The organism is Endozoicomonas sp. ONNA1 (assembly GCF_024606325.1).
GTDB lineage: Bacteria > Pseudomonadota > Gammaproteobacteria > Pseudomonadales > Endozoicomonadaceae > Endozoicomonas_A.
Window position 1 is genome coordinate 1 of sequence record NZ_JAHHPN010000797.1, and the last position, 22,145, is coordinate 22,145.

General features: G+C 47.4%; 20 protein-coding genes. 16 read left to right on the forward strand and 4 right to left on the reverse strand.

The genetic code is table 11. The annotated features are described in order from the left end of the window. Positions 1-198: 198 nt before the first annotated feature. The 7 genes from hslO to rsd all read left to right on the forward strand — a co-directional run bounded on the left by hslO (position 199) and on the right by rsd (position 10,685). Complete coding sequence (hslO, locus tag KDK19_RS18975; RefSeq protein WP_257281285.1) at positions 199-1,137, forward strand: Hsp33 family molecular chaperone HslO; 939 nt, start codon at positions 199-201, stop codon at positions 1,135-1,137. Between the two features lie 217 nt (positions 1,138-1,354). Next, positions 1,355-2,983 (forward strand): phosphoenolpyruvate carboxykinase (ATP), encoded by a 1,629-nt coding sequence (gene pckA / locus KDK19_RS18980; protein WP_257281286.1) that lies wholly within the window; start codon positions 1,355-1,357, stop codon positions 2,981-2,983. Positions 2,984-3,570: 587 nt separating this feature from the next. Then, positions 3,571-5,004: a hypothetical protein gene (locus KDK19_RS18985; protein WP_257292627.1), complete on the forward strand. Its 1,434-nt coding sequence runs from the start codon at positions 3,571-3,573 to the stop codon at positions 5,002-5,004. Positions 5,005-5,333: 329 nt separating this feature from the next. Then, positions 5,334-5,663 (forward strand): DNA recombination/repair protein RecA, encoded by a 330-nt coding sequence (locus KDK19_RS24590; RefSeq protein WP_257275451.1) that lies wholly within the window; start codon positions 5,334-5,336, stop codon positions 5,661-5,663. Further along, on the forward strand, positions 5,627-7,963 hold the full coding sequence (locus tag KDK19_RS18995; RefSeq protein WP_257292628.1) for a Tex family protein: 2,337 nt from the start codon (positions 5,627-5,629) through the stop codon (positions 7,961-7,963). The genes KDK19_RS24590 and KDK19_RS18995 overlap by 37 nt, the downstream gene beginning before the upstream one ends. 190 nt (positions 7,964-8,153) lie before the next feature. Beyond that, positions 8,154-9,728 carry a glutamate--cysteine ligase gene (gene gshA / locus KDK19_RS19000; RefSeq protein ID WP_257292629.1) on the forward strand — a complete coding sequence of 525 codons (1,575 nt, stop codon included), beginning with the start codon at positions 8,154-8,156 and terminating at the stop codon, positions 9,726-9,728. 486 nt (positions 9,729-10,214) lie between these two features. Further along, a complete protein-coding gene (gene rsd / locus KDK19_RS19005; protein ID WP_257288127.1) occupies positions 10,215-10,685 on the forward strand; it encodes a sigma D regulator in 471 nt (156 codons plus the stop codon). 74 nt (positions 10,686-10,759) lie between these two features. Here the strand turns inward: rsd and KDK19_RS19010 are convergent, their stop codons facing one another. Further along, positions 10,760-11,467 carry an FKBP-type peptidyl-prolyl cis-trans isomerase gene (locus KDK19_RS19010; RefSeq protein ID WP_257288126.1) on the reverse strand — a complete coding sequence of 236 codons (708 nt, stop codon included), beginning with the start codon at positions 11,465-11,467 and terminating at the stop codon, positions 10,760-10,762. A 421-nt stretch (positions 11,468-11,888) separates the two neighbouring features. On the opposite strand from KDK19_RS19010, the gene KDK19_RS19015 reads away from it, so the two are divergent. Both KDK19_RS19015 and KDK19_RS19020 read left to right on the forward strand, forming a co-directional pair. Then, positions 11,889-12,407 (forward strand): histone H1-like repetitive region-containing protein, encoded by a 519-nt coding sequence (locus tag KDK19_RS19015; protein WP_257281289.1) that lies wholly within the window; start codon positions 11,889-11,891, stop codon positions 12,405-12,407. 268 nt (positions 12,408-12,675) lie between these two features. Continuing rightward, on the forward strand, positions 12,676-14,589 hold the full coding sequence (locus KDK19_RS19020; RefSeq protein WP_257281290.1) for an ATP-binding cassette domain-containing protein: 1,914 nt from the start codon (positions 12,676-12,678) through the stop codon (positions 14,587-14,589). An 88-nt stretch (positions 14,590-14,677) separates the two neighbouring features. Here the strand turns inward: KDK19_RS19020 and KDK19_RS19025 are convergent, their stop codons facing one another. Beyond that, positions 14,678-14,911, reverse strand: coding sequence for a cell division protein ZapB (locus tag KDK19_RS19025; protein ID WP_257275442.1), 234 nt, complete (start codon positions 14,909-14,911; stop codon positions 14,678-14,680). A 512-nt stretch (positions 14,912-15,423) separates the two neighbouring features. Here KDK19_RS19025 and KDK19_RS19030 point away from each other — a divergent pair. From KDK19_RS19030 to KDK19_RS19060, 7 genes are all read left to right on the forward strand, one after another. Continuing rightward, on the forward strand, positions 15,424-15,651 hold the full coding sequence (locus tag KDK19_RS19030) for a hypothetical protein (protein WP_257275441.1): 228 nt from the start codon (positions 15,424-15,426) through the stop codon (positions 15,649-15,651). 444 nt (positions 15,652-16,095) lie between these two features. After that, positions 16,096-17,253, forward strand: a complete 1,158-nt coding sequence (locus KDK19_RS19035; RefSeq protein ID WP_257281291.1) for a homoserine O-acetyltransferase — start codon at positions 16,096-16,098, stop codon at positions 17,251-17,253. Further along, the gene (gene metW, locus KDK19_RS19040) at positions 17,250-17,852 is read left to right on the forward strand and encodes a methionine biosynthesis protein MetW (protein ID WP_257281292.1); all 603 of its coding nucleotides are present in this window, start codon (positions 17,250-17,252) and stop codon (positions 17,850-17,852) included. Before KDK19_RS19035 ends, metW begins: the two co-directional genes overlap by 4 nt. Positions 17,853-17,856: 4 nt before the next feature. Further along, complete coding sequence (locus tag KDK19_RS19045) at positions 17,857-18,333, forward strand: DUF4426 domain-containing protein (RefSeq protein ID WP_257281293.1); 477 nt, start codon at positions 17,857-17,859, stop codon at positions 18,331-18,333. Next, positions 18,330-18,974: an XTP/dITP diphosphatase gene (locus tag KDK19_RS19050; protein ID WP_257281294.1), complete on the forward strand. Its 645-nt coding sequence runs from the start codon at positions 18,330-18,332 to the stop codon at positions 18,972-18,974. The genes KDK19_RS19045 and KDK19_RS19050 overlap by 4 nt, the downstream gene beginning before the upstream one ends. Before the next feature lie 76 nt (positions 18,975-19,050). After that, positions 19,051-20,190 carry a radical SAM family heme chaperone HemW gene (gene hemW, locus KDK19_RS19055; protein ID WP_257281295.1) on the forward strand — a complete coding sequence of 380 codons (1,140 nt, stop codon included), beginning with the start codon at positions 19,051-19,053 and terminating at the stop codon, positions 20,188-20,190. 82 nt (positions 20,191-20,272) lie between these two features. Beyond that, a complete protein-coding gene (locus KDK19_RS19060; protein ID WP_257292630.1) occupies positions 20,273-20,605 on the forward strand; it encodes a DUF3392 family protein in 333 nt (110 codons plus the stop codon). Between the two features lie 47 nt (positions 20,606-20,652). Here KDK19_RS19060 and trmB read toward each other — a convergent pair whose 3' ends face one another. Continuing rightward, entirely contained in the window at positions 20,653-21,369 is a 717-nt protein-coding gene (gene trmB, locus KDK19_RS19065; protein ID WP_257287599.1) for a tRNA (guanosine(46)-N7)-methyltransferase TrmB, read from the reverse strand. A gap of 186 nt (positions 21,370-21,555) precedes the next feature. Further along, positions 21,556-22,145 (reverse strand): hypothetical protein (locus KDK19_RS19070; protein ID WP_257292631.1); only part of this gene is annotated, 590 nt, incomplete at its 5' end.

The window sequence follows — 22,145 nt, forward strand, 5'->3', positions numbered from 1 at the left end:
GTCCTACTGCGGTTGCAATCCTCGCTACGGACGCTTAAGTCCGACAGGCTGCTAGCTATTTAACTTATTGCTTTGTTATCGGTCAGTAAAAGCAACAAATGAGATGGAGGCACGAAATCGCTATAATGTCAGGCTCCTGGTCCCGCTCAGACACCGGAGCTGGCCAGCCAGAAGCGAAAGCAGCAGATAGAGCCGTTGATGAGTAAACAAGATACAGCCTTGCGGCAGAAAGAAGCCGTGAGCCAGAAAGAAGCCGTGAGCCAGAATGACTGTGCTCAGCGATTTATATTTGAGAATGCTGATCTCAGGGGGGAAATTGTCTCTTTGAGCAGCAGTCTTAGGGAGTCTCTGGCAGCCCACGACTATCCGGTTAATGTTAAAGCGTTGCTGGGAGAGCTGGTGGCTGCTGCCGTTCTGCTGAGCTCTACCCTCAAGTTTGAAGGTATTCTGAGCCTTCAGGCTAAGGGTGATGGTCCTCTGTCGCTGTTGATGGTTGAGTGTACCGACCAAAAAACCTTCCGTGCTCTGGCGCGTTGGGATGAGGAGAATACAAGCAAGCTCACAGCAAAAGGCCTTTCAGGTCTTCTGGGTAATGGCCAGCTGGTAATGACTATTGATCCTCACAAGGGCAATCGTTATCAGGGTATTGTGCCCCTACATCATGAAACCCTGGCAGAAGGTCTGAATGCCTACTTCAAGCAATCCGAACAGTTGCCAACCCGTTTCTGGTTGGCCAGTAATGGTGATCAGGGGGCTGGCATTTTGTTGCAGGCTTTGCCAGCCAGCATTGAGCGGGAAGAAGGTGAGCGTCAGGAGTCCTGGGGTCGCATGGTGATGTTGGCAGATACAGCAACCGAAGCAGAGATGCTTGAGCTTAAGCACGAATCTCTGTTAATCAGACTCTTCCATGAAGAAAAAGTTCGGGTTTTTGATCGTGAAACGGTGGCCTTCAGCTGCAACTGCTCACGTCCTCGCAGTGCAAAAATACTGGCTGGCCTGGGTCAGGAAGAGGCTGAGTCCATGGTAGCCGATCTTGGAAAGATCGAGATGGCTTGTCAGTTCTGTAGTCAGACTTATACTTTTACAGCACAGGATGTGGCTGAGATCTTTCGGGGTAATGAACCCAGGATGCACTGATGGGCCTCGCTACTTTGCGAATCCGCTTCCTGGCCGGAGGTTCTCCGGCCAAATCCTCACTCCACTGAACTCAGGCAATCAAACTTTAACGGATAAATAAGCGACTTAAGCGTTTATCTGAACCAATATATCCCCTATCATAGGTGCCGCTTCATCGATTATCATAGAATCACAAATGCAAACATAACAACTTTCTTGAAGCTTGGGAGAGCTCTTAATGGCAGAAGTTAGCGCAAATGTTGAGCTGAACAAAGAAGCTCTGGACAGTCTTGGTATCAGAGACGTAGCGGACATTGTTTACAACCCGTCCTACGAGCTTCTATTTGAGGAGGAGACACGCCCTGAGCTGGAAGGTTATGAAAAAGGCGTAGTAACCGAGCTAGGGGCTGTCTCTGTTGATACGGGCATTTTTACCGGCCGTTCCCCAAAAGACAAATACATCGTAAAAGATGATACGACCCGCGATACCCTGTGGTGGTCTGACCAGGGTAAAAATGACAACAAGGCGATCACTCAGAGCGTCTGGACTGATCTGAAAGGTCTTGTGACCCAGCAGTTGTCCGGCAAACGTCTGTTCGTGATTGATGGTTTCTGTGGTGCCAACGAAGAAACCCGTTTGAGTGTTCGTTTCATCACTGAAGTAGCCTGGCAGGCCCACTTTGTTAAGAACATGTTTATTCGTCCTTCTCAAGGTGAGCTGGCAGCCTTTGAACCTGACTTCGTGGTTATGAATGGTGCGAAGTGCACTAATCCTGACTGGCAGGAGCAGGGTCTGAACTCTGAGAATTTCGTAGCCTTTAACCTGACTGAGCGGGTACAGATTATTGGTGGCACCTGGTACGGTGGCGAGATGAAGAAAGGGATGTTCTCCATCATGAACTACCTACTGCCTCTGAAGGGTATGGCTTCCATGCACTGCTCTGCGAATGTCGGTAAAGACGGCGATGTTGCAATATTCTTCGGATTGTCCGGTACCGGTAAAACCACCCTGTCTGCTGATCCAAAGCGGGCTTTGGTAGGTGATGATGAGCATGGCTGGGATGACGATGGTGTTTTCAACTTTGAAGGTGGTTGCTATGCCAAGACTATCAATCTGAGTAAGGAAAACGAGCCCGACATCTACAACGCTATTCGCCGTGATGCGCTTCTGGAGAACGTGACGGTTCTTGAAGACGGCACGATCGATTTTGCCGATGGCTCCAAGACAGAAAACACTCGTGTTTCCTATCCGATTGAGCACATTGAAAACATCGTTAAACCTGTTTCAAAGGCCGGACATGCCAAAAAAGTGATTTTCCTGACGGCTGATGCCTTTGGTGTGCTACCTCCGGTATCCAAGCTGACGCCAGAGCAAACCAAGTACCATTTCCTGTCTGGTTTCACCGCCAAGCTGGCGGGTACTGAGCGTGGCATTACTGAGCCAACGCCAACATTTTCTGCTTGCTTTGGCGCAGCGTTTCTGACCTTGCATCCGACCCGATACGCTCAAGAACTGGTGAAAAAGATGGAAGCCAATGGTGCAACGGCCTACCTTGTTAACACCGGCTGGAATGGCACAGGCAAACGTATCTCCATCAAGGCCACCCGTGCCATCATTGATGCCATCATTGATGGCAGCATTGATGAAGCGGAAACGTTGACGCTTCCTTACTTTGGTCTGAAAGTTCCAACCCATGTTGAAGGCGTGGAAAATGGTATCCTGAATCCTCAGGATACCTATGAGAGCAAAGAAGACTGGGATAATAAAGCTCGTGATCTGGCTGATCGCTTCATCACCAACTTCAGCAAGTTTACTGATATCGACGAAGGCAAGGCTCTAATCGCCGCTGGTCCATCACTGGATTGAGATTGATACAAATAAAAACTGTCGTTCAACAGGTGTTTTAAGCGCTTTTGTCCGGCAGTTTTTTATGCCCGCAGTTTTTCCACGCAGAGGAAGAGAGCCCATTGCCATCCGTTATAGTTTGACGTCTGGAATCATGAAGTGGCTGGCTAGTGGTGAAAGACAGTGTCAAGCTGGTCAACCTTTCTTAAGTGCCTGATGTTGCGATAATGCCATAATAAAAAATAAAAATTTGCCCCCGATCGAGTAATATTCCCATACATTTACTGGCAATTTGATGATTTAGTGCCATCCTGTTGATCTGCTTTTAGTGCAATCTGAGAAAAATGAGATTTTAACTTCAGTGGTATGAATACATGCTCTGGATGTCGTTTTCCTCTCTGTTGCATGTTGTTTTCACAAGTCAGGCTACAAAAGTAATGTTTGCATGGCTTAGCTTGTTTGCCGAACTTGTAAATATTTAGTATGACCAACAACTGTTAGAGTTTTTTATGTTAATACAAAGAACTTTGTCTAGTGTCGTGCATCTTCTTGTATTTTTTCTTGTTTTTTTAAAATCGGCAGCGGTTCACTGTGATGAGACTTATGACATGTTTTCCCAGCCTTACGCACCCCCGATGCTCAATGAGTTGAGGCCACTTTCACCCAGTATTTTGAGTATGATGCTTAATGTTCATGGATTGGGGAGCAACAGTGCACAGAGGCTGGATTTAGCTGGCCATGAACCTTCCATAAGCTATGAAAAGTTCATGCGCTGGATAGATGATTTTTTCTTATCCGGCCGCTTCAATGATTATTCGTGGAGAATCAGGTCAGTGCCTGATAACGCTGCCACATCTAAAGATTCATCAAAGAGTCAGAGCAATTCAGAGACTCAGTCCAATTCACAGACTCAGTCCAATAATGAAGGGGTGGAAAGTGCTGATCATTCAGACCCCCGGCAGGTTGCGGCCCAGAAAGAGTCTTTTGCAAACAAAGCCCCCTCTGGAAAGGAAAAAAACGCAAGTAAGAAAAGGAACAAAAAAACAGCTGAAAAATCATACAGTGCTTTTATTGAAGAGTTGAGGCTAGAGGCACTTAAAGCTGAGGCAGCTGCACTCGGGATTACATGGGAAGAGGTGACTACAGATCTTATACCTGAAGATTGTCCTTTGGTCGTATGGATGATAATGCATGAAGTTCATGATGCACTGAGATCCAATCGAGGCTCCAGTGAAGTCGAAATGGACTTTTCCAAAATGTTAACAAAGTTCGATCCTGCACTAGAACTGGTATTAAGAGCAATGTTGGAAGCAACGGAAGGCCAGAAAATAGCAAATCTCTGCAAGACCTGGCTCAAATATGGACTCATAAAAAGCAATAATCGTATAAATGTCGAAAGTTGGCTACTCAAGGAAAAAGAGTTGTCTTATTTTCTCTTTGATTATGAGGAAATACCCCTTTTTCACAGAAATCAATTATCAAAATGGGGGCAGGATTATATGGAGCACAACAAGCTAACACTTACAGCATTGCGTGCTAATAAGCTCAACAAAAAAGATTTCCGTTCACAGGTATTATGGAATCTTCTTTTTCACTTTAGCGAATTGGAAGGATTCATAAAGAATAAATCCCTTGAGGAATTTAAAGTGTTCGAGGACACTCTCTTGTCAGTTCTGGATGCTTTATTCCGTGAGACCAGCATGATGAAGCCCACTGAAATGGCTCTGATGGTATTGTGGCTCGACATGGAAATTGACAGATGCAATATCGACTTTAATTGGAGGGCTAAACTCGAGTATCTCAGGACAGACAGAAGAAGTACTGCCAGCAAAGTACAACCGGTAAAAACGTCACTGCCCAGCCATACCACCATCAGCCATACCACCAAAAGGCGTCAATCAAAGGATGAGGGTGAAGGTAAAAAGGACGAGGATAACGATAAACAAGCGCTTAAGCGTAAGCGTTCAAAAGACACGGATGAAAATCTGGTTTCAACCAAGTCAGGGCGTCAAGTCTTGGTACCAGGGCGATTCAAAGACTAGTTTTGTACAGAAGTTGAGGCTGTCTCTTTCTTAAATGGACGAAGAAGGATTAAGATGACAGCCGGCTTATCCGGTGTACAGGGAGCGTACTTCTGTTGCGGACAGCCCCGACTGGCACAAAGGGTCTTATCAGTTACTCCAATATTGTGTAGCAAAGTCTGCTTAAGATAACAGAATCGCTGCCATCACCCCGTGACAATCAATCGATTGTCATTAGAATACGGCCTACGGACTATAGAAGCTCTGGCCATAGCTGCATTAGGCAGTTTGGTGGGAGTCATTCACACAGTCTCTTGTCAAAAAGAGCTCGTTGAGGGTATCAACAACGGATGACGATAGAAAAGAGTCGTGGTCGCAGCCCTGGTCAGATTGACAGGCAGTTTGGCAAGCGCGCAGTCATGCGTATGGGTGACCGCAAGCAGAGTGCTAACTATGCGTTTGCTGATGCTGAACACGCCCTCGACCCTCAATACTCTGGCAAGCTGGGTGAAGACAAGTTGATAGCTTCCAGGCAGGAACGTTTTCAGGACTTTTGCCTAAATGCCTGTCAGTCTGCTCTAATGGTGCGGATATTATTTTGTACCGTATTCGATAAATTCAAAGTTAACATTGAGTGGGTTCTATGGAAATCATCTTTCAGCGTATCGCTGAAGAGCTGAACGTTCGTCCGGAGCAGGTCACCAGTGCTGTTGCATTGCTGGATGATGGCGCAACCGTTCCTTTTATTGCCCGATACCGTAAAGAGGCTACAGGCGCTCTTGATGATACACAACTGCGTACGCTGGAAGAGCGTCTGCGGTATCTTCGTGAGTTGGAGGAGCGTCGTGAAACGGTTCTGAACAGTATTCGGGATCAGGAGAAACTGACGCCTGAGCTGGAAAAGGACATTCGTGCTGCGGACACTAAAACCCGCCTTGAAGATCTTTATCTTCCCTATAAGCCGAAACGTCGTACCAAAGGTCAGATCGCCATTGAAGCCGGTTTGGAAGCTTTGGCTGATCAACTGTTCAACGAGCCGGATACCGATCCGGAAGCGGTTGCTGCCGATTTTGTTGATGTTAATAAAGGCGTTGCTGACAGTAAGGCGGCACTCGAAGGTGCCCGCTACATTCTGATGGAAAGGTTCAGTGAAGACGCTGAACTGCTGGGCAAACTCCGGGATATGTTATGGAGTCAAGGCATTCTTTCCAGCCGGAGTGTTGAAGGCAAGGAAGAAGAGGGTGCGAAGTTCCGCGACTACTTTGAACATGATGAGCCGATCAAACAGGTTCCTTCTCATCGTGCTCTGGCGATCTTCCGTGGCCGTAATGAAGGTGTGCTTCAGTCTAACATTCGTTTGGAGAATGAACCTGATTCGCGTCTGGAAACGCATCCCTGCGAAAAAGTCATTGCGGACCACTGGCACATTGCTGATCAGGGCAGAGCGGCTGACAAGTGGCTAAAAGATGTCGTGCGCTGGACCTGGAGAGTAAAGCTCCTGACCCAGCTTGAAACTGACTTGATGACCCGCATACGTGAAAGTGCAGAGGAAGAAGCGATCAAGGTTTTTGCCAAGAACCTGAAAGATCTGCTTTTGGCAGCTCCTGCGGGGCTGCGCCCAACTCTGGGTCTTGATCCGGGTCTGCGAACGGGTGTTAAAGTGGCCGTCGTGGACGCTACAGGCAAACTGGTAGAGCACACCACCATCTTCCCCCACGCGCCTCAGCGTCAGTGGAAAGAGGCTCTGGGTACACTGGCAACTCTCTGTCTGACTCACAGTGTCGAGCTGGTCAGTATTGGCAATGGCACGGCATCCCGTGAAACGGATCGTCTCGTCGCAGAACTGACGAGAGCTTACCCCAAACTGGGTCTGACTAAAATTGTCGTCAGTGAAGCCGGTGCATCGGTTTATTCTGCCTCTGAACTGGCAGCTCGTGAATTCCCGGACCTGGATGTTTCTATTCGTGGTGCCGTATCCATTGCTCGTCGTCTGCAAGACCCACTGGCTGAACTGGTTAAAATTGAACCTAAAGCGATTGGTGTCGGCCAGTATCAGCACGATGTCAGTCAGACTCAGTTGTCGCGCTCTTTGGAAGCGGTTGTTGAAGATTGTGTAAACGCTGTCGGTGTTGATGTAAACACAGCTTCCAGTGCTTTGCTGACCCGTGTGTCCGGCTTAAACAGAACGCTGGCAGATAACATTGTTGCCTTCCGAGACCAGAACGGTGTGTTTTCTGATCGTGAAGCACTCAAGAAAGTAGGTCGTTTTGGTCCTAAAGCATTTGAACAGGCTGCAGGTTTCCTGCGCGTCATGAATGGTGAAAACCCTCTGGATGCTTCTGCAGTGCACCCTGAGTCATATCCGGTTGTGGAAAAGATTGCCAGTCAGTCCGAGCGCGCAGTGCACGGCCTGATTGGTGACTCCCTGTTCCTGAGGTCTCTGGATCCCAAAACGTTTACGGATGAAAGCTTTGGTCTGCCCACCGTGACCGACATTATTTCTGAACTGGACAAGCCCGGACGTGACCCTCGTCCAGAATTCAAGGCGCCGGAATTCCAGGAAGGTGTTGAAAAAATCAGTGACCTGAAGCTGAACATGGAGCTGGAAGGCGTTGTTACCAACGTTACCAACTTTGGTGCCTTTGTTGATGTGGGTGTTCATCAGGATGGTCTGGTGCATATTTCTGCGCTGTCCAACACCTTCGTAAAAGATCCTGCTGAAGTGGTTAAGGCCGGTGATATCGTCAAGGTCAAAGTCATGGAAGTAGACGTCCAGCGCAAGCGTATTGGACTCTCCATGCGCATGGGTGACAAGGCTGAAGAAGTGGCTCAGGCGAGGCAGCAGCCTCGTGGTGAACGCACTGGTGGCACAAAACCTCAAAATCGTGGTGGCAAAAGAAATAACCAGCAGGTTAAAAAAGAGCAGTCCGCTGGTTCTTTTGCTGATCTGTTTGCCAATGCTAAAAAGCTGAGAAAGTAAGTGGGTCACAGGAGCAGCCTCTGAGAGGCTGCTCACGGTCTGAGAGGCTTCGCAGTTATTCGATAGGTGCAAGGCAGATTCTAACGTTATATAGTCCGTTCCAAGAAATGATTACCGCCTTATACACTGCTCGCAGGCTCCCGGGCAGAGTGTTGATCTCAAAAAAACGCACCTGGATTGGAATTGTATTTTGACTAGCCAGTATGAGTTTCGTCTGCAACTGCTTCAGCAGTCGTCCAACCAAAACCTGCTCAGTGGTATACGACACGGAATCGAACGTGAAGGGCTGAGGGTATCGGCTGACGCACGTTTGTCGCAGTTTTCTCATCCGGAAGTCTTGGGCAGGACTCTGACGCATCCCTATATCACGACTGACTACTCTGAAGCTTTGCTAGAGTTCATTACTCCGGTCTACTGCAAGCTGGAAGATGTCATGAAGTTTCTGGAAGAGCTTCATAGCTACACCTGCCAAAACCTTGATAGTGAAACGCTCTGGGCGGGCAGTATGCCGGCTTTGCTGGAAGGTGAGCAGAGTATTCCTATTGCCCGTTATGGCGACTCTAACCCAGGCAAAATGAAGACTGTCTACCGTGAAGGACTGGCGCATCGTTATGGCAAGGCGATGCAGACTATTGCCGGCATTCACTATAACTTTTCGTTGCCGGAGTCACTCTGGCAGTTGTTGTCTGATGCTGAGTCTTCAGATCGTTCTCTGGAAGATTTCCAGTCAGAATCCTATCTGGCAATGATCAGAAACTTTCGCCGATATTCCTGGCTGCTGATGTATCTTTTCGGAGCTTCACCTGCAGTGAGCAAGAGTTTCTTTACTCAGCAAAAACCCATCGAATCACTGGCAAAACTGGATGAAGACACATTGTATTTGCCCTGGGCAACCTCTCTGCGAATGAGTGACCTGGGCTACACCAATAATGCTCAGTCATCTTTGAGTATTTGTTACAACACTCTGGGAGAGTACGTTTCCAGCCTTGCTAAAGCCATTAAAACCCCCTATCAGCCTTATGAAGAGATCGGGCTCAAAAATGGCGATCGTTATCTACAGCTGAATACCAATCTTCTCCAGATCGAGAACGAGTATTACAGCAACATTCGACCCAAGCGAATTGCCAAACGGGGCGAGAAGCCCCTGACCGCATTATCACATTATGGCGTTGAATACGTTGAAGTGCGCTGCATGGACATTAATCCAATGGAGCCGCTGGGGTTGTCCATGGTCGATGCTGCGTTTCTGGATGTTTTTCTGGTGTTTACTGCTTTGATGGACAGTCCTGAAATTAATCATGCAGAGTGCCAGAGAGTGACTGAAAACTTTGCCCGAACTGTTTCAGAAGGAAGACGTCCCGGCTTGAAATTAAATGATGAGCAGGGTCCGGTCACTCTGATTGATTGGGGACTGAGTTTAATCGACAAAATGATGCCCGTGGCCCGGATGCTGGATCAGGCCAATGAGTCTGATCTGTTCTCGGAATCCCTGATTCAGCAGAAAGAGAAGCTACTGGATTCTGAGTGCACACCCTCAGCCAGAATCCTGCAGGCACTAAAAAGTAGCGGAGACGGTTATATTAATTGGATGCTCAAGCAGTCTGAAGTGCACTCCCGCTATTTCAGCCAACAAGAGATTGAGCCTGAAAGGTTGGAGTATTTTGGGCGTATAGCCGCAGAATCGAGAGCAGACCAGGATCGATTGAAAGCGTCTGACTCGACCCATTTTGATGAGTTTCTGAAACATTATTTTGAATCTGAATGATTCATGATTTTTTGAAAAAACGGATCTGGTGAGTAAGTCGAATGTTCTTCGGATCCTGTCAGACTTTCTCACGCATGGAGCTTTCTTTTTATTGGAAAACCCTTTCCTGATGGAGGGTATAAAGTTGTTTTAACTGTTTTCTCCTGTGTTATTTTTATGCCATTGATCATACCCTGTTTTCAGATGAGCCGGGAGCTCAGGGCATGGAAGACAGAGTCTCTTTTTTGACTGCATTATTAAATAATTTTTTTTAATGAAACCTGATCTTCTTATCCTTAATAGAATTAAAAAACGCTCAAATCCCTAAAAAAACGACTTTTGGAGCGAGTGTACAAATATAATTCAGATCGAAATTTACAGTAAATTGAAATTACCTCTTGCCGCAAAAAATCCACTGTCATAACCTAGCAACTGAGTCGTCATTTTTAAGGGGCGATAAAGTGATCCCGTTTCGAGTAAATGAGATCCAAACGAAGAGGAATAGTCATGCTGGAGGGGTGCAAAACGGCCAGAGAACGTTGGGGTGGCGTATCAGAAATCATTGACCGCTGGCTAAACGAGCGGCAGGCTCTGATCGTTCTCTACTGCTCAATCAATGGAGTGAATCAATTTCACGATGATAAAAGGCCTGTTGCAAATAAATTGAAAGAAATGTGCCAGATTCTGGTTGATTATGTTTCAGCTGGTCATTTCGAAGTCTACGAACAACTGATTCAGGAAGGTATTGATTTTAATGATGGGGGAGTAGAAATGGCTCACTCTATTCTGCCCGAACTGGAAAAAAATACGCAGGTTTGTCTGGATTTTAACGACGGTTGTGAGTCCCTTAGTAGTGTGTCTATGCTGCAGGCTCACCTGTCCGAGCTAGGTGAGGCTTTGGAAGAACGTTTTTCTCTGGAAGACCGGATGATTGAAGTGCTTCACGAATCTCACAGAGAATTGCTCTCCCAGCATTAGTAATGCGGGTAGATAGTCTGAATATCTTCCAGCACGCAGTATGAAGGAAACCGCTCAGTCAATGATGGGGATGTTTACTTCTGTTTCTCCTCATTGACCTGTGAGTCTTTTTTCACACTCAAAAGCTCAACTTTAAAAATCAGTACCTCATTAGGTCTGATTCTCTCGGGAATACCTCCGGGACCATAAGCGAGGTCCGAAGGGATATAAAGTTCCCAAATGGAGCCTTCTTGCATCTGCTTCAGACCTTCAGTCCAGCCTTTGATGACCTGATTCAGTTTGAACGTCACCGGTTGGTTTATGCTGTATGAACTGTCAAAGACCTTGCCATCAACAAGACGTCCTTCGTAATGGACAGTCACTTCACTGTTTTCTTGTGGTTTAATACCTTGACCGCTTTTAATCACTTTGTATTGAAGGCCACTTTTCAGTGTCTTTATGCCTGACTTTTTAGAGTTATCTTTCAGGAAAGCCTGACCTTTTTCAAGGTTCTTTTTTGCTTCTTCTGCCAGTTGTTCCTGACGTTTTTTCTCTTGATCCTTTCGGGCTTTTTCGATCAGCTTGAACATTTCCTGCTTGTCAAAAGCCAAAGGTTTGTTCTCCAGAGTATCCTTGATTCCCTGAGACAATGCGTCTGAGTTAATGCCCTCGAACTGCTTGAGTTGCTCGGCCAAAATTGCACCCAGACTGTAGCTGAGTTTGTCTGACTCTTTCTCCAGGGCAGCAACTGATTGCATGGAACAGGACATCAGGGCGATGCTAGCAAGTGCTTTTAGTCTCATGAAGTCTCTCTATTTATTGCGAAAATGCAGCTCTTCCTGAATTTGCAGTGATTGTTTTCATGTTCCAACCAGGCTGCATTTCCGGCTCATGACTGTTTGTGTTAGCTCGACAAAGAAAGGAGCAAATTTTTCTTAGTACAAAAGTTCCTCCATCTTTGTGCAAGCGTCAAGAGATAGCAAGTGCTATGGAACATTGGTTATACAAAAATGCCTTAAATACAAGGGTTAAATGACTCTCATAAAAAAATAAAACGAGAGGCGGCAAGTTTTTTTTGAAGGAAAAAAATCATTTTATATAAAAAAATGTATAAAAAAATTTGCAGTCGCGTGATAAGCACTCTATTTTCTAATTAAAACTGGATATAAATTATTCAGCTTTTATATAGAGGTACTTCTAAAGGCAATGACGAGGGATGACCAAATGCCTGTAGCCAAAAAGAAACCAGCCGCTAAAAAGGCTGTTAAAAAACCAGCGGCTAAAAAGCCAGTTGAAAAAAAACCGGCAGCTAAAAAAGCAGCAGCCAAAAAGCCTGCAGCTAAAAAAGCAGCCGCCAAAAAGCCTGCAGCTAAAAAAGCAGCCGCCAAAAAGCCTGCAGTTAAAAAAACTGCAGCGAAGAAGACTACCCGCAAGGTAGATCCGGTTAAGAAGCTGGAAAAAGAAATTGAAGCGCTTAAGAAAAAACTGGATAAGGCTAAAGAGTCTTTGAAGAAAGCAAAGACCAAGGCTAAGGCCGATGCCAAGAAAAAAGCGCCCGCCAAGAAAAAGGCGCCTGCTCGTAAGGCGGCTGCCAAAAAGACGGTAGCTAAGAAAAAGGCGCCTGCTCGTAAAGCAGCTGCCAATAAGGCGGTAGTGAAGAAAAAAGCGCCAGTTCGCAAGGCCGCTGCCAAAAAGGCTCCAGCCAGGAAGAAAGCGACAGCCAAGAGAAAAGACAAGCGTTAATCTCTTAAGCAGTATCCGCAGGAGAGGAAAGCCTCTCCTGCAATAAAACCAAATAATCCGTATCCCTCTCGCCAGCTATCAGCGAGTACTTCTTTGTGGCAATGATTACGTTGCCACATTTTTGGAAGTAGCCTGCCCTGGGTTTTGATCTCGAATGTCTTGATCAGCCTGCCAGATATTAACTTCTTGTAGTATGTCGATCTTTGAATCCACAGTGGGTTCATATTCCCGTAGGAATGCCAGTGAAACAGCGTTTATAATGCGCGCCATGATTAATTTGAACTCAGTCAGTTTATTGCGCTCTGGCAAGGTTTTGCTGGAAGAAACCAGCGCAACAATTCATCACGGCCAGCATGTTGGACTGGTGGGCGCCAATGGGTGTGGCAAGTCGAGTCTGCTGGCCCTGATTATGGGTAACCTGCAACCGGACAAGGGCGATGTCGGCATCGATGCGGGTCGGGGGATTGCTCATATGGCCCAGGAGGTTTTGGCTCTGGACCAGAAAGCCGTCGATTATGTGCTGGACGGTGATGAAACACTTCGGGAAATAGAAAAATCCATCAAGTGTGCCGAACAAGAACAAGAGCATGGCAGGCTTGCTGAACTTCACGAAAAGCTGCTTCAGGCAGATGGCTACACAGCACGTTCCCGTGCCGAACAAATGCTCCATGGTCTTGGATTTTCCCATGAAAAAATCGACTGTAGCGTAAAAGATTTCTCCGGTGGCTGGAGAATGAGATTGAATCTGGCAAGAACTCTCATGTGTCGTTCGGATTTACTTTTCCTTGATGAGCCAACCAACCACCTTGATCTGGACGCTATTGTCTGGTTGGAAAGTTTTCTTAAGCGTTACCAGGGGACGTTGATTATCATCTCTCACGACCGTGATTTTCTGGACGCAGTGATTGACATTACCCTCCATATTGAGCATCGGAAACTGCACACCTATCGTGGTAACTATTCTGCTTTTGAACGGATGCGCTCTGAGCGTCTTCAACAGCAGCAGGCTGCTTTTGAAAAGCAACAAAAGCAGCGCGCTCACATGGAGACGTTTGTTGAGCGGTTTCGTGCTAAAGCGACCAAGGCGAAACAGGCACAGAGTCGCTTAAAAGCGCTGGCGAGACTGGAAGAAATAGCGCCGGCCCACGTCGATTCACCTTTCAGCTTCAGCTTTCCTGATCCTGAAAAAATGTCTTCACCACTGCTGACCCTCGACAAGGCGGAGCTGGGTTATAAAGGCAACACACTTATCAGGCTGAAACTGAATATCCTGCCTGGCAGTCGCATTGGTTTGCTGGGGGCTAACGGTGCGGGTAAATCAACCTTGATTCGGACACTGGCTGGAGAGCTTCCTCTGGTAGCTGGCCAGAGACATGATGGAGAGCACCTGAGAGTAGGATACTTTGCCCAGCATCAATTGGAAAAACTCGATGCCGATGCCAGCCCATTGCTTCATCTACAACGAATGTCGCCTGGGGCACGGGAACAGGAGTTGAGAAACTTTCTGGGCGGTTTTGGTTTTCATGGTGACAAGGCTCTGGAAACGATTGCAGGTTTTTCTGGTGGCGAACAGGCGAGGCTGGCCCTGGCTATTGTAGCCTGGCAAAAGCCTAACCTGCTGTTGCTGGATGAACCAACCAACCACCTTGACCTTGAGATGCGTCATGCTCTGACTATGGCTCTGCAGACATTCGAAGGAGCCATGATACTGGTGTCGCATGATCGTAATCTCCTGCGCAGTACTACAGACGATCTTTTTCTGGTCCATGATGGCCGGGTTGAAGCTTTTGAAGGCGATCTGGAGGATTATAGCGTCTGGTTAACTCAGCAGCGTCAGGAAGATAAATCAGAAAATATTTCTGAAACGGTTCAATCGACTCACTCGGCACAAGCCCGCAAAGAGCAGAAACGTCTGGATGCAGAGCGTCGTAAGCAGCTCAGGCCGATGAAAAAGAAAGTGGATTCTCTGGAGCAAAAACTGGAGAAGTTGCAATCGTTGCTGGTTGAGGTTGAATCTGAACTGGCCAGTCCGGAGCTCTATGAAAGTGCAGAAAAAGAACGTTTGAAATTATTGCTCGATCAACAGACTCGATATAAGAAGGGCATCGCGGAAACCGAAGAAGAGTGGATTGAAGCGCTGGAGCAACTTGAAGCAATGGAAAGCGGATCATTCTCCGCCTGATGACAATCAGGCGGTAGAAACTGCCTGGCAGCTAAAGAGCAGGAGCTTCATTCCCGAAGCATGGGCCATGAACCTGATTTATGACCTTTTATGCCTGCTCGTATGCCACATCTTCAGCTTCATCGGATACGCTGTCCAGTTTGCCTAACAGAGTACCCACCCTGTCGCTCCAGGAACTTAATTCCTGTTTCAGATGAGTGTTTTCGTCTTCCAGACGGTTATTGGTTGAACGCAATTCCTCAAGCTCCATTCGAGTGAGCTCAAGTTTGTCGATCAGGTTTTGAAGCTTGTTTTCAAGTTGGCTTAAGGATTCAATGGACATAGTTGTTACTTTTTCACCGGGAAATAGTTCGGACGAAATCAGCCTGTCTGTAACAGATAGCTGCCTGCCTATTCTAACGAAGCAGCAGTTTGGCAGGCTTCTGTGCAGTTAAGGGTGACTTTTACACTGGCTCTACGATAGCACATACTTCAGGCTAAGTTCAGATAAGTTACTTATATGCAGGCTATACTTGCGAAGTAATTACACAAGAATGAGGGTGATAGGCGAATGTTTATGACTCTGTTCTGAAGTGAATCTATCGTTTCAGAAATGCTTTGAAAACGACGAGCATCGCTTACCGGTTGAACAGTCTGCTACCGACTCATTACTTCCCTTTTCCTGATCCATCTCTAATGTCGGTGCAGCGGGACAACCTTCACGGTAATAAAGGTCGCTGGTGTGGCTCACAGGAATTTTACTGAAGTCATTCAGGAATCTTGATGCTTTTCAGAATTGCACAGGACAGCCAAAGATCCTGTGTAATAGAGGTGGAATGCCTCAAGGAGTTTTGCATGAGCGAAACGACACTACCCGACGCAACAATTGTCTCTGTTCTCAATGTCGAGGATGAAGCGATGAGGGCTTTTTACATCTCCCTGACCTGTAATCAGAGCGTCGACGAATACATTCAAGATCAGCATCTTTACTTTTCTTCACGTCAGGTAGAAGGTGTTTTCCTGAGTCATCTGCTGGCTTTGACGGAGTTGGCTCTGGACCGTTGTTTTCTGCTTAGCCACTAAAGAACCTGAGGTCTTGAGTCAGTATTTATTTTTTAATGGCTATTTTCTATTTCAGAAAAAGAGATTTCATCTTCATGGGGATGAAGTCATTTTTATTGAAAATGACACCTGCAATGAAGTATCAAACCAGGAATTTGATGTGATGAGTGTTGTTTCACTGAACTCACTCTTGCGATCTCCGGCTTGCATACTGACAAGTATCCATCAAATAGATACACTCCCCCGTTCTGAGGTTGCCGCAAAAGTGCTGCGCTATGCTCGCAACTTTTGCAGCAGCCTCTACCGATTGTGAATGCAGATTGGGTTTCCAGGTTAACTGTGTTCGTCTGATGATCATGCATGCCGATGGACAATCCGTGGAAAGCACCATGAGTAAAAGAACAGTTTTTCATCACTCGACGTGCTGAAAAGTGTTTCACGGTAACAAGTGATAGATAGGTAACTATGCCAGAAACTATTCCCCCTGACTCGGTGGGCCTGGTCGAACCCGAAACGGTTCATTTTGATCGGCCCCTTCGGCTAAGTTGTGGTCAAACCCTGAACGAATATGACCTGGTAATTGAAACCTATGGTGAGCTGAATACCGAAAAGAATAATGGTGTTTTGATTTGCCACGCGCTCAGTGGCCATCACCATGCAGCCGGTTATCACACCATGGAAGACCGTAAGCCTGGCTGGTGGGATAACTTTATTGGTCCCGGCAAGCCTCTGGATACCAATCACTTCTTTGTTGTCAGTCTGAACAATCTCGGGGGTTGTCATGGCAGCACAGGCCCGATCAGTATCAACCCACAAACTGGCAAACTCTACGGTTCTGATTTTCCCATACTGACTGTGGAAGATTGGGTCGAGAGCCAGGCCAGACTGGCAGATCATCTGGGTATTCGACAATGGGCTGCGGTGGTGGGTGGCAGTCTTGGCGGCATGCAAACGCTTTACTGGTCTATGGCTTATCCTGAACGTCTGCGTCATGCTGTAGTCATTGCCTCTGCACCGAAACTGTCGGCACAGAATATTGCCTTCAATGAAGTGGCCCGTCAGGCCATTCGCTCCGATGAAAACTTTCGGGATGGCCAATATCTTGAAGAGGGAACGCTACCCAAGAGCGGCCTGGGATTAGCCAGGATGGTAGGCCACATCACCTATCTGTCCGATGATGCCATGGGACAGAAGTTTGGCCGTGAACTCAAGAGTGGGGAGTACAGTTTCGATTATGGCGCTCAGTTCCAGGTAGAGAGCTATCTCCGCTATCAGGGGGAACACTTCTCTGGCAGCTTTGATGCCAACACCTATCTGCTGATGACCCGGGCACTGGATTATTTTGATCCGGCCCGGAAGTTTAATGATGATCTTGCTCAGGCCCTGTCTCCAGCCAAAGCACACTTTTTGCTGGTTTCATTCACTACCGACTGGCGTTTCTCCCCGGAGCGTTCCAGAGAGATTACCGATGCACTCCTGAAGGCGGGCAAGCAGGTCTCTTACATGGAAGTGGATGCTCCCCAGGGGCACGATGCATTCCTGATGAACATTCCCCGATATGTGAATGCCATTTCGGGCTATATGAAACGAGTCGCTGTCGAGTGCAAAGAGGCTGCTGTATGAGTAACCGTGTTGATTTTGCCATTATCAGTGACTGGATTGACCAGGGCAGTCGGGTTCTTGATCTGGCCTGCGGTGAAGGCACTCTGCTGGCAGACCTGGGCAAAAACAAGCAGGTTCGGGGTTATGGGCTGGAGATTAATCCACAGAATATTCAGAACTGTATTGAAAGTGGCGTGAACGTTCTTGAGCAAAACATTGACCAGGGGTTGGACAATTTTGGCGATCAAAGTTTTGATACCGTGGTGATGACTCAAGCTCTACAGGCCTTGCAGTTTCCCCATTTAGCACTCGATGAAATGCTGAGAGTGGGCCGGGAGTGCATTGTTACCTTCCCGAATTTTGGTCACTGGCGTTGCCGTTGGTATCTGGCTACCAAAGGTAGAATGCCGGTATCCAAATTTATGCCTTATACCTGGTATGACACACCTAATATACACTTCTGCACGTTTAAGGATTTTGAAGATCTTTGCCATCAGAAAAAGCTGAAGATCATTAATCGTATGGTAACAGATAGCGCCAACAGGGGAGGCTGGAGAACCCGCCTGCTGCCCAACCTGATGGGAGAAGTGGCTATCTATCATCTGACTCGAGGAGAGTGAAGTCATGGCTTGTGTAAGGCTGTTCAGTCTACTGTTGGCGCTGGCCGTTTTTTCGGGGGCCCATGCTGCCCCGGTACCCGAAGCCCGTGTCATGAATGACAAACCGGCCCGGTTTGGCGACTATGAAGTGTATTACAGTGCATTCCCCAGCACCTTTATTCAGCCTGACATAGCCAAGACTTATGACCTGGAGCGCGGGCCAAAAAATGGCTTGGTCAATATGGTTGTCCGAAACGTCAGGGACAGTGAGGAAGGCAAGGCAGTAAAAGCCTCTTTTGATGGCAAAACCGCCAACCTTCTGGGTCAGCAGTCAGCGCTGAAATTCAAGGAAATCAGGGAAGGTGATGCCATCTATTATCTGGCAGGTTTCCGGTTCAGTAATGAAGAAATGCTAAAATTCACCATCAAAGTACACCCTGAAGGCGCCAGTCAGAGTCATACCATTCAGTTCAGCCAGAAATTTTACGAGGGTGGCCAGTGAAGTCATTGGTAAAAAAAGAGCTAAAGCAAGAGCCAAAGCAAGAGCCAAAGAAAGTAGTATTGGCCAGTGGTAATCAGGGCAAGCTGAAGGAGCTTCAGCAGATGCTCTCAGGGCTGGATTTTGAAGTATTGGCTCAAAGTGAGTTCAGCCTAGGTTCTGTTGAGGAAACAGGGCTGACCTTTGTAGAAAACGCTTTGATCAAGGCCAGAAATGCGGCAAAAATCACAGGTCTTGCAGCCATTGCTGATGACTCCGGGATTGAAGTGGATGCCCTGAATGGCCAGCCAGGTATTTACTCGGCACGATTTGCCGGTGAAGAGGCCACCGATAGAGAGAACAATCAGAAGCTCTTGCAGAGACTGGAAGGATTGCCCAAAGAGCAAAGAACCGCTCGTTTTCACAGTGTACTGGTCTACATGCGCCATGCAGAAGACCCCACTCCTCTGATATGTCATGGAAGCTGGGAGGGCTACATCCTGGAGGCACCTTCTGGTGATCGGGGTTTTGGTTATGATCCTCTTTTTTATGTGCCTGATCAGAACTGTGCAGCGGCTGAACTCAGTCGGGAACAGAAAAACAGCATCAGCCACCGGGCAAAAGCCATGACACAGCTTTTGAAGCAGTTGAAGCAACGCCTCTGACAGACGCATGTTACTTTTTCTCAATGCGGCCGGTGATGACACCTGGTCGCTTTAATCACTTGGCCTGATTCTCAATATGCTCGAACTTCCTCCATTGAGCCTTTACGTGCACATTCCCTGGTGTGTCAAAAAATGCCCTTACTGTGACTTCAACTCCCATGCGCTCAGCGATGGTATTCCAGAAGACGCTTATATCGATGCCCTGTTAACAGACTTTGACAGTGAAGTGAATACTCTCCAGGGAAGAGCGCTTAATACGATTTTCTTCGGTGGCGGTACCCCCAGTTTGATGTCTGCCAGAGGTTTTGATCGTTTTCTCTGTGAGCTGGAAAAGAGAATCCGTTTCTCGCCGGATATTGAAATCACCATGGAAGCCAACCCCGGGACCTATGAACATGACCGGTTCAAAGATTATCGAAAAGCCGGTATCAACCGATTGTCATTGGGGGTTCAGAGTTTTCAGGACGAAAAGCTCAAGACGCTGGGTCGTATTCACAGTTCAGATGAAGCGCGCAAGGCGATTGAGTCCCTGAGGGGGATGGGCTTTGACAACTTCAATATTGATCTGATGCACGGACTGCCCGGCCAGAGCATTCAGGACGGTCTGTCAGATCTGAAGAAAGCAATTGCACTGGAACCGACTCATATTTCCTGGTACCAGCTCACCATTGAACCCAATACGGTTTTCTATTCAAAACCTCCGGTCTTACCCGAGGACGATACCCTCTGGTCCATTCAGGAAAAAGGGTGGGATTTACTGGCAGAGGCAGGCTATCAGCAGTACGAGATTTCAGCCTATAGTCGTCCCGGCAGACAGGCAAAACATAATTTGAACTATTGGCAGTTTGGTGACTATATCGGCATTGGTGCGGGGGCTCATGGCAAGATGACCCAGCAGGAGATGGGCAGAATTTATCGAAACTGGAAAACCAGAATGCCCTCAGACTATCTGGCAGCGGATAAACCCTTTGAAGCGGGCAGTAGAATATTGAATGAGGATGATCTGCCGATTGAGTTTATGATGAATGTTCTGCGTCTTAACCAGGGGGTTGATCACTCATTGTTTCAGCAAAGAACCGGAATGGCCTACTCAGACATAGACGTTCAATGTCAGCAAGCGATTCAAAAAGGTTTGCTCGAGCAGGATCGATTACAGCCAACGAAACAGGGACGACTCTTTTTGAATGATCTGCTGGCTCTGTTTACTGATGGATGATGTTCCCACTCAATTAGCGACTGGACGCCATTTTCTGGAATCTGTTGGGAACTGTATCCTTACTCAAAACGAAGGGTGAACTATGGAATGGATAACAGACAACATTATTTTTCTGTCAAAGTTGGCTCGTGAGCATCTTGATGTTATCGCTATGGCCCTGACAGCGGCAGCAGTGGCCTTTGTGGGACGTTTTATTGCCTCATGGAGCACTGATTGGATGAACCGGCTCCATGCCGCAGTGAGAATTCCTGCAAGAGCTGTTTTGAATCTCGTCCTGTTTGGTGCGATCTTTTATTTTGCGCCTCAATGGCTCGGCAACTTACTGGGCTACTTCAATCATTACACTCTCGCTCCGGTATTGCTGGTGATCACAATCTGTGTCGGGATATTGTCGGAGAAGCTGGGGCGTTGCTAAGAGGAGCAAAGCGATTGAAACTCTGCCCCTTCCGGATGGGGTAAGATTTATTCTGTTCTCTCGAACAGCAGATCCCAAACTCCGTGACCCAGTCTTTGACCGCGCTTTTCAAACTTGGTCAGCGGTCTGAAGTCTGGCCTTGGTGCATACTGACTTTTACCTTCCTGATTTTTAAAACCTTCAGCGGCCGTCATGACTTCCATCATCTGTTCAGCATAGTTTTCCCAGTCTGTGGCCAGATGGATAACACCACCCAGAGCCAGTTTCGGTCTGATGGCTGCAATAAATTTGGGTTGAACCAGGCGACGCTTGTGATGACGCTTTTTGTGCCAGGGGTCAGGGAAATAAATCTGAACTCTGGACAGGCTGCCATCGGCTATGCATTCACGAAGCACTTCAACAGCATCGTCACAATAGCTGCGAACATTGGTAACACCTGCCAGCCGGGATTCATTCAACAGGCTGCCAACCCCCGGGCGATGCACTTCAATACCGATAAAATTCTTGTCGCTCTCGGCTTTTGCCATGGCAACCAGAGACAGACCCATGCCGTAGCCGATTTCCAGTACGACAGGTGCCTCCCGACCAAAGACTTCACGGATGTTTAATGGACCGTCTTCCTTTTGCAGGCCCCACTTGTCCCAGCATTCATCCCAGCCACGACGCTGCCCTGTGGTCATACGACCAGTGCGCAGGACAAAACTTTTTATTTCTCGACGTTTAGTCGCATCGGGGCTGTGATCAGGTTCAACTGGGTCGGTCATAAAAGGCACATAGTCTGCAAATGAAAAAGTCGGCGTAAGATACCTAAACTGCGTTAACTTGGAAACCTTCAGCTGTCGGATTCAGTTTTGCGTTTTGTTGTTCTCACAGGCAGGTTTTAAGTATCTTGCCTGTTGTCATGCCGGGAACGCCAGCATAAATGCTGCCAGGAATCTTCTGGTTGTCGGTTATTTACGTTTTTCTAAGGGTAGTAATTCAGAGGTTTCCATTTTTGATCCGGGTGGTTGTCTTTTGAACCACTTCAAGGCTACGAGAACTGCAACCGTTGCAACCATCACAGAGCCCACTGCAATAGGCGCAACTCCCCAATCAGGAAGGACCGCAGACAATCCGGCAGATGATGAAGCAGCACGGGATTTTGGATTGTTATAGCTTTCAAGAGCCAGAACGATTTCTTGCATCTGTACCTGCCGACTATCCTCCTCAATATCTGTATTTTCAAAGGCCAGATAGACTTTTTTACCCACAAATACCGGATGCATAGACTTTGCCGCCGCAGGTTTAATAGTGGTGTCGAAACGATGGACATTGACCTGATCTTCGTAGGTCAACACGGACAGTCGTCCATCGCTGTTGTAAATAATGGCGTACAGGTAATCTTCCGTTGCCATCAGCCTGACGGTCGCAAATGAACCTGGTGTGAGGGAAGGTAAATCAACCCTGTCGTCAATCATATAAGCACTGTCCATCTGTCCATTGTCAGTGGCGAACCGGCGAATAGAAAGTGTTTCTTCCCCAGGGCTGAATACGGCAACGA